Raw genomic sequence first — 6,337 nt, 5'->3', positions numbered from 1 at the left:
CCGGCGGGGGCGGCGCGGGCGATGGCCGAGGAAGGCCAGGTGCGCACCAGCCCCGAGCGTCGCGCCGACCGATTTGTGGAGCGCTGGCAGAACATGGCGCGCCAGCGAGCCGAGCTTGCGCGCAGCGGCGATCGTGCCGGCGCGGAGCGCACGGGCAAGAAGATGGAGAGCCTGGCCGGAACGCTGCACCGCGACCCGCAGCTTGAATCGGTGCTGCGCCGCCGTGCGCCCGAGCTGGGGCTGGAAATGCGCCGGGACCGTGCAATCGAGCAGGAGCTGACCCGCTCGCTTGCCATCGGCCGCGACCGAGGGATGAGCCGGTAAGGAGAGAGAATGGCCGACGAGCAATGGGAGGAGGGCGGCGACGCGGCGGCCGAGGCGTTCGCGCAGCTAGAGGCCACGGTCGAGCAGATGCGCGGCGAGGTGGCGTTGATGCGCCGCGCCGTGGAGAGCGTTGCGGCCGAGCGCGCCAGCATCGACGTGCCGGATTATTCCGAGACGTTGGGGCATATCGCGCAAGGGCTGGAGAGCACCAACGGGCGGCTCGATCAGATCGCGACGGCCATCGTGAAGTCGCCGGCGCTGGCGATGACGCCTGCCCAGATGGCGGCGCAGATCAACCGCGCGGCGGTCGAGCTGCGCAGCGCCGACCATGCAGCGCTCGCAGCCGCCACCGACGAGATGAAGCAGCATGCGCGCGAACTGCGCGGCGTGGTTCATTCCGCGCACACGGCACGAGACCAGAAGGACCGACAGCTATGGTTCGGGCTGGGCGGGCTGCTGATAGGCATCCTGCTATGGTCCTTCCTGCCCGGTCTGGTGGCGCGCGAGATCGTGCCGGCGAGCTGGCAATGGCCCGAACGCATGGCGACGCGGGTTCTTGCCGAAGCGACACCGTGGGATGCCGGGCAGCATCTGATGGCGAGTGCGTCGCAGCCGAGCTGGGAGGCGATCGTCGCGGCCGACAGGTTGCTGCGCGACAATCGTGAAAAGATCGAAGGATGCCGGCAAGCTGCAAGGAAGGCGGATCAGCCGGTGCGATGCACGGTCCAGGTAGGAGTGAAGAGGTAATGGCGATTCCCTACCGCTCGACACCCATATTCGATGAGGCCACATTGCCCGCTGCCTTGCGCTCCGAGCATCGCACCAAGGCCGGTGTGTGGGGCGTGATCCGGGTCATCGAGGGGAGATTGAAGCTCACCTGTCTCGACCCTGCCTCCGAGGTGATCCTTACACCCGATCGGCCAGGGCTGGTTCTACCGGAACAGCCGCATTTCGTGGAACCGCTCGGAGCCATGCGGATGCAGGTCGATTTCTACGATCAGCGGCCAAGCCTCTAGGGAGAGAGCCATGCGTAAAGCAGCCTTGTCATTCCCGTTTCTCGTGAGCCTGGCGCTTGGTGGCTGCGTGACAAGCGCTCCGGCACCCAAGTTCGGCAGGTCTCCTCCCGGGCCATCGGCGCGAAGCGAGGTCACGCCTTGGGCGCTAACTTATGGTGCGGCGGTGATGACCGCCAAGGTCTACCCGCACTTGGCAGCGACGGCCGATGCAAACGCCAATCTGTTCATCTCCCCGGTCAGTCTGTCACAGGGCCTGGGGCTTGCTTACCTCGGTGCGCGAGGTGTCACACGCGACGAGATCGGGCGCGTTCTGGACTGGCCTTCGGTCCCGAATGCGGCCGTGCCTATCAGAGCCTATAATGCCCAGCTCAGCGATACCGGCAATGCCGATACCACGCTCGGCATCGCGAACGCGCTATGGCTGGCAAAGGGATTGCCGATCCGGGGCGAGTATGTCGCCGAGGCGCGCTCCGGCTTCGGGGCGGCTCCGGAAACGGTCGATTATGCCGGTGATCCCACCGGAGCGGCCGCACGGATCAATGGCTGGGTCTCGCGCGAGACGAAGGGTAGGATTTCGGAGATCGTCTCTCCGAGCGGCTTCGGAGATGACACCGCCGCTGTGCTGACCAACGCGCTTTACTTCAAGGCAAAGTGGCAGGTGCCGTTCGAGGAGACGGAAACGCGGACCTTCACGCGTGGCGACGGCACGCGCATTCCGATCACGATGATGAAGCGGATAGGCCGGTTCGACTATCGCGAGACCCATGAGGGAGAGGCGATTGCCCTGCCTTATGGCGGCGATGGCAGCTTCGTGATGGAAATCTTCCTGCCGCGCGACACGGCGACCCTGCGCCGTTGGGAGCGCGAGATGAAGGGGGTCGATTTCTTCGCCGGCGAGCAGGGCGGCAATGATCGTTTCGACCTGGCAGCGGAGCAGGCGCGCGAGATGCGGATCATTCTGCCCCGCTTCGAAGCCAGGTTCGATGAGAGCGTGAAGGCAGCGCTGATCGCAGCGGGAATGCCAAGCGCCTTTGACCAGCAGCGTGCGGACCTGTCGGGAATCGCCAGCGGTGCGCGCCTGGCGATCGATGACGTGGCGCACGCGACCTTCCTGCGTGTCGATGAGGAGGGCACCGAGGCAGCGGCGGCGACCGCAGTGAAGATCGTCGTGACCAGTGCGCGGATGGAGCCCAAGGTGCCGGAGATGGTGGTCGATCGCCCCTTCCTCGTTACCTTGCGCGACCGGAAGAGCGGCGCGGTGCTGTTTTTCGGGCGCATCGCCGATCCGACCGCGATTCCCTAGGCGCACAAGGGCATGCTCCGTTCAGCCGTGCTAGCATAGCCTCCCGGCATGATGATGGTATCGCTTTTCCGAGCGATCGGCACGGCCCTGGCCGGTGCGGCGTTGAGCGCGCCCGCGTCCGCCCTGGCGTGTTCGTGCATCCTGCCCGACAACATTGAGGCAGCGGGACGCGCGGCGTTCGCCAAAGCCGATCTTGTTGGTGAGTTGGAGATAGGGCGGGCGCCGGTGACGGCACCGCGCAGCTTCTGGTGCGGGTCGGACGGACGAGCGCGACCGTGGTTCAGGCCCGGGCAGCAGATCGAGCAGAGCCGCCCCGCGCGCGTTATCCGGATCATGAAGGGCCGCGCCTCGGGGCCAATCCGCATCCGCACCAGTCCGGTGATGAACATAGGAGGCCGCTGCGGGATGACGGGGAATAGCTGCCAGGTTTCTCTCGGCCGAAGCGCCGTTCGGACCGGCCCCATGCTGTTTCGGCGCGTTGCGCCTGGCACCTACGAACCCTTGGACGTTTGCACTCAGTCGGCATTCACCACCTGGTTCGAACAGCGTCAGAAGCGACGTGAACTCCCGCACACGAGGTAACAATGCGAGGAACCATCGATTTCCTGAATCACCGGCGCGTCATTGATTCAGGAAAGTCGCCGGACTTTGGAGCCGTTGTTTTGTAGGCTCCGCGCCATGAATGGCGCGAACCTTTCCCTGCCCGAACCGATCGAGCTGGTGGCGCTCGATCCGGCGCGCAACATCCGCCGGCGCTACAGCATTTCCGTGAGCCTCGATCTTTTCGGCATGATCGTTGTCGAAGCCCGCTGGGGCCGGATCGGGGCACACGGCCAAGCCCAGCGGCACGCCTTCGCCGATCGCGCGGCGGCCGACCGCCATATCGCTACGATCCTGCGGCGGCGCGGAACCGCCGAGACGCGGATCGGGGTGCCTTATGAGCTGATGATCGCCAAGATTTGAGCCGCCACCGTCAGCGGCCCGCTGGCCGCTTGAAGAAACAGCCGGTGCTACGGCCAGCATGTTTGCCGGCTCAAGCGGCGCATCCTCTCGACAGTCCCGACGACCATCGGCTTACCGTAGCGCTCCGCATTCTCGCTGAAAATGGTTCCGCAGGACAGGATACCGGCGGTGCGTCGCGCGTCGGGCATTCGCCTGTGAGCGCTACGGCGGCGATGTTCATGGCGCGCTCGCGTCGAAATGGGCGCTCCGGGAAAGCCTCGCGCCAGATCTTTTCGGCCATCGATGCAAGCTCCTGCGGTGTCGGCGCGCGAGCCTCACGAATGCACGCTATCAAGGCGCGCGGAAACAGCCGCTCCATCGTCTCTCTCCGATTGCGATATGGGAGCCTTATAGCACGGATGGAGGCCTGATCGACCGAGACGGGACGAAGCGGGCCTTGAAGCGGTCTGGCCGGCAACATCGTCGGGGCGGGCATCCTATATCGCTTTGAGCAGGAGAAGCCTGCCGGAGAATGAGATGCCGCCCACTGCGCCTGCCCGCGTTCCCGTGCTGATCGCCATGCCCGACGATGAATTCGGCGCCGCGTTGCTTGAGCAGGCAGCCGCGCTTAGCGCCTATGCCCGGCGACTGACCGGAGGCGGCGCCGACGCCGACGACCTCTTGCAGGACACCATGCTTCGGTGCTGGACTGCGCGCGCCAGCTTCACGGCGGGAACAAGCCTCGCCGCCTGGGCGCGGACCGTGATGAAGAACAGCTTTCTCACGGGACGTCGCCGCGCCCGCTTTCACGCCGACCTGCCCGAGGATGCACGCGACCGGATGCTGAAGGTGGACGAGACCCAGAGCCTTGCCATCTGGCTGCGTGACACGGATTGGGCGCTCAGCGAACTTCCGCCTCACCAGCGCGAGGCGGTGCTGCTGGCGAGCCAAGGCGTGTCCATCGAGGACGGAGCGGCGCAACTCGGCATTGCAGCAGGCACGTTCAAGAGCCGCATCGCACGCGGGCGGACCCGGCTGCGCGCCCTCATCGAGGAGCGATCGACGCCGTTGCTGGCCGACAGGACCGGCCGTGATACGCCCGCGTCAGTGACCAAGCGGCCCATCCACCTGCGGAAAAAGCGGGACTGGCGGGGCGTCAAGATCGGCTGATCTGCGATGTTGCCTGTCGGCTTGTTGCTTTTCTTAACGGTTTGCCGGTAGCGTGCGCGCACCTGCGGAGACGCGGGTGGAGGCGTGGAAACCTCCTGAAACACGAGCCGGTCGAGCTTCATCGACCGGGTGGCGGGCGCGCATGTCCAAGCCACCCGGCCAAAGGCGTCCGCGCCTGACGTGTTTCAGGTTTCCAACACCCGGTTCAGTGGCCGGCACGTCTCCGAAATGGGGCGTGCCGCCGGCTGCACAGGAACACTTGGGGCGGGAATGAGCTTGGAGAACCTTTTGACCGAGTAGGACATGCGTGAATAGTCATCTGCCTGTCGGCCGCCTCGCCGATCGTCTTCATTCCCTGCCACGCGAACGCGCATGGTTCGCGATCCTCCTCAGCGTCACGGCGCTGGCGCTGGCGGACGCACATTTTCCCCGGATAGGTCTCGCGCCACTCTATATCCCGATTGTCTGCGCCGCCTGCTGGGCGCTGGGCAGCCGTGCTGGCTATCTGGTGGCGATCGTTGCGGCGGTCCTCACTGTCGTGCCGCATCTTGCCGAGCTGCCAAGGCTCTCCCCCGCCCTGTTAGGGGCGCGGATGGCCGTGCGCGCGGTCACGTATGTTTTCGTCGCCGCCATTGTTCTCAGCTTTCGCCGCTCGTTCGATCGGGAGCACCACCTGGCGGCGCGCGACCGCATGACCGATGCCCTCAACAAGGAGACGTTCCGCGAGCGCGTGATCGATCGTCTCGATCTAGCGGTGCCTGCCCGGCAATTCTTCCTGCTCGCGATCCTTGATCTCGACGATTTCAAGGGCATCAACAACCGCCACGGCCATGTTGCCGGCGATGAGGTGCTGCGCGCCTTCGCGCAGGGCGCGCGGGAGACCATCCGGCGCGAGGATGATTTCGGCCGGATCGGCGGCGACGAGTTCGCCTTCTTGCTTCCCGTCCATTCGGCCGAGGAAGGGGTGTATTTCGCTCGCTTGCTTCACAAGCGCCTGTCGTCGGTTCTGGCCGGCACGCCTCATCCGGTGACGTGCAGCATGGGCGCGCTGCTCATCTCGCCGGATACTCCGCGCGACGAGCCCTCGTTGATGCACGCGGTCGATCAGCTCATGTACGCGGTCAAGCGCGCCGGGAAGAACGCCGTAGAGATCGGCCGCGGAACGACCGGTCGAGACCGGGACACCCCTGTTCCGTCCAGGCTCCGGGTGATGGAGGCCACATGACGGGCGAGCAGCCGGACGGGGCTCATCCGAGCGATGGGCGGAGCTTTCGCGGACGGCTACAGTTCACATTCCTTCGCAGGAGAGGCGCATGGACGAGCGGGCACAGGAGATCGCGACTGCGATCAGCCTCATGAAGAGGGCGATGGCTTCGCTCGACAAGGCCGACGAGCGCGGCAATGTCGCCGTGCACCTTCAAGCGGCGCTCGACGCGGCCGAGGACAAGTCCCCCGAACAGCAACGCGCCGAAGCCGCTGCCCTTGAGGCGCGGCTGTTCCCTCCGGGGGAATAACTGTGCAGCCACCCGATGCTTGCTGCCGGAGCGGGAATAGAAGGTAAAAGTTCCCGAGGTCCGAGGGC

7 protein-coding genes and 1 pseudogene are annotated in these 6,337 nt (G+C 65.8%); all 8 read left to right on the top strand.

The window, feature by feature from the left end:
- Positions 1-324 (top strand): annotated as a pseudogene (locus NI18_RS13435) (Ti-type conjugative transfer relaxase TraA); the annotation flags it as partial.
- Between the two features lie 9 nt (positions 325-333).
- Positions 334-1,071: a DUF6118 family protein gene (locus NI18_RS13430; RefSeq protein ID WP_037530440.1), complete on the top strand. Its 738-nt coding sequence runs from the start codon at positions 334-336 to the stop codon at positions 1,069-1,071.
- Positions 1,071-1,340 carry a DUF1971 domain-containing protein gene (locus NI18_RS13425; RefSeq protein WP_037530438.1) on the top strand — a complete coding sequence of 90 codons (270 nt, stop codon included), beginning with the start codon at positions 1,071-1,073 and terminating at the stop codon, positions 1,338-1,340. The genes NI18_RS13430 and NI18_RS13425 overlap by 1 nt, the downstream gene beginning before the upstream one ends.
- 166 nt (positions 1,341-1,506) lie before the next feature.
- A complete protein-coding gene (locus NI18_RS13420; protein WP_037530435.1) occupies positions 1,507-2,643 on the top strand; it encodes a serpin family protein in 1,137 nt (378 codons plus the stop codon).
- A gap of 678 nt (positions 2,644-3,321) precedes the next feature.
- On the top strand, positions 3,322-3,606 hold the full coding sequence (locus tag NI18_RS13410; RefSeq protein ID WP_037530430.1) for a WGR domain-containing protein: 285 nt from the start codon (positions 3,322-3,324) through the stop codon (positions 3,604-3,606).
- Positions 3,607-4,152: 546 nt separating this feature from the next.
- Positions 4,153-4,755, top strand: coding sequence for a sigma-70 family RNA polymerase sigma factor (locus NI18_RS13405; protein ID WP_292682177.1), 603 nt, complete (start codon positions 4,153-4,155; stop codon positions 4,753-4,755).
- A gap of 307 nt (positions 4,756-5,062) precedes the next feature.
- On the top strand, positions 5,063-5,980 hold the full coding sequence (locus NI18_RS13400; protein WP_306286410.1) for a GGDEF domain-containing protein: 918 nt from the start codon (positions 5,063-5,065) through the stop codon (positions 5,978-5,980).
- An 88-nt stretch (positions 5,981-6,068) separates the two neighbouring features.
- Positions 6,069-6,269: a hypothetical protein gene (locus NI18_RS13395; RefSeq protein WP_037530425.1), complete on the top strand. Its 201-nt coding sequence runs from the start codon at positions 6,069-6,071 to the stop codon at positions 6,267-6,269.
- Positions 6,270-6,337: the final 68 nt, after the last annotated feature.

The sequence above is a fragment of the Sphingomonas sp. Ant20 genome, from assembly GCF_000783375.1.
GTDB classification, from domain to species: Bacteria; Pseudomonadota; Alphaproteobacteria; order Sphingomonadales; family Sphingomonadaceae; genus Sphingomonas; species Sphingomonas aerolata.
This window is presented reverse-complemented; position numbering and strand designations above follow the sequence as displayed.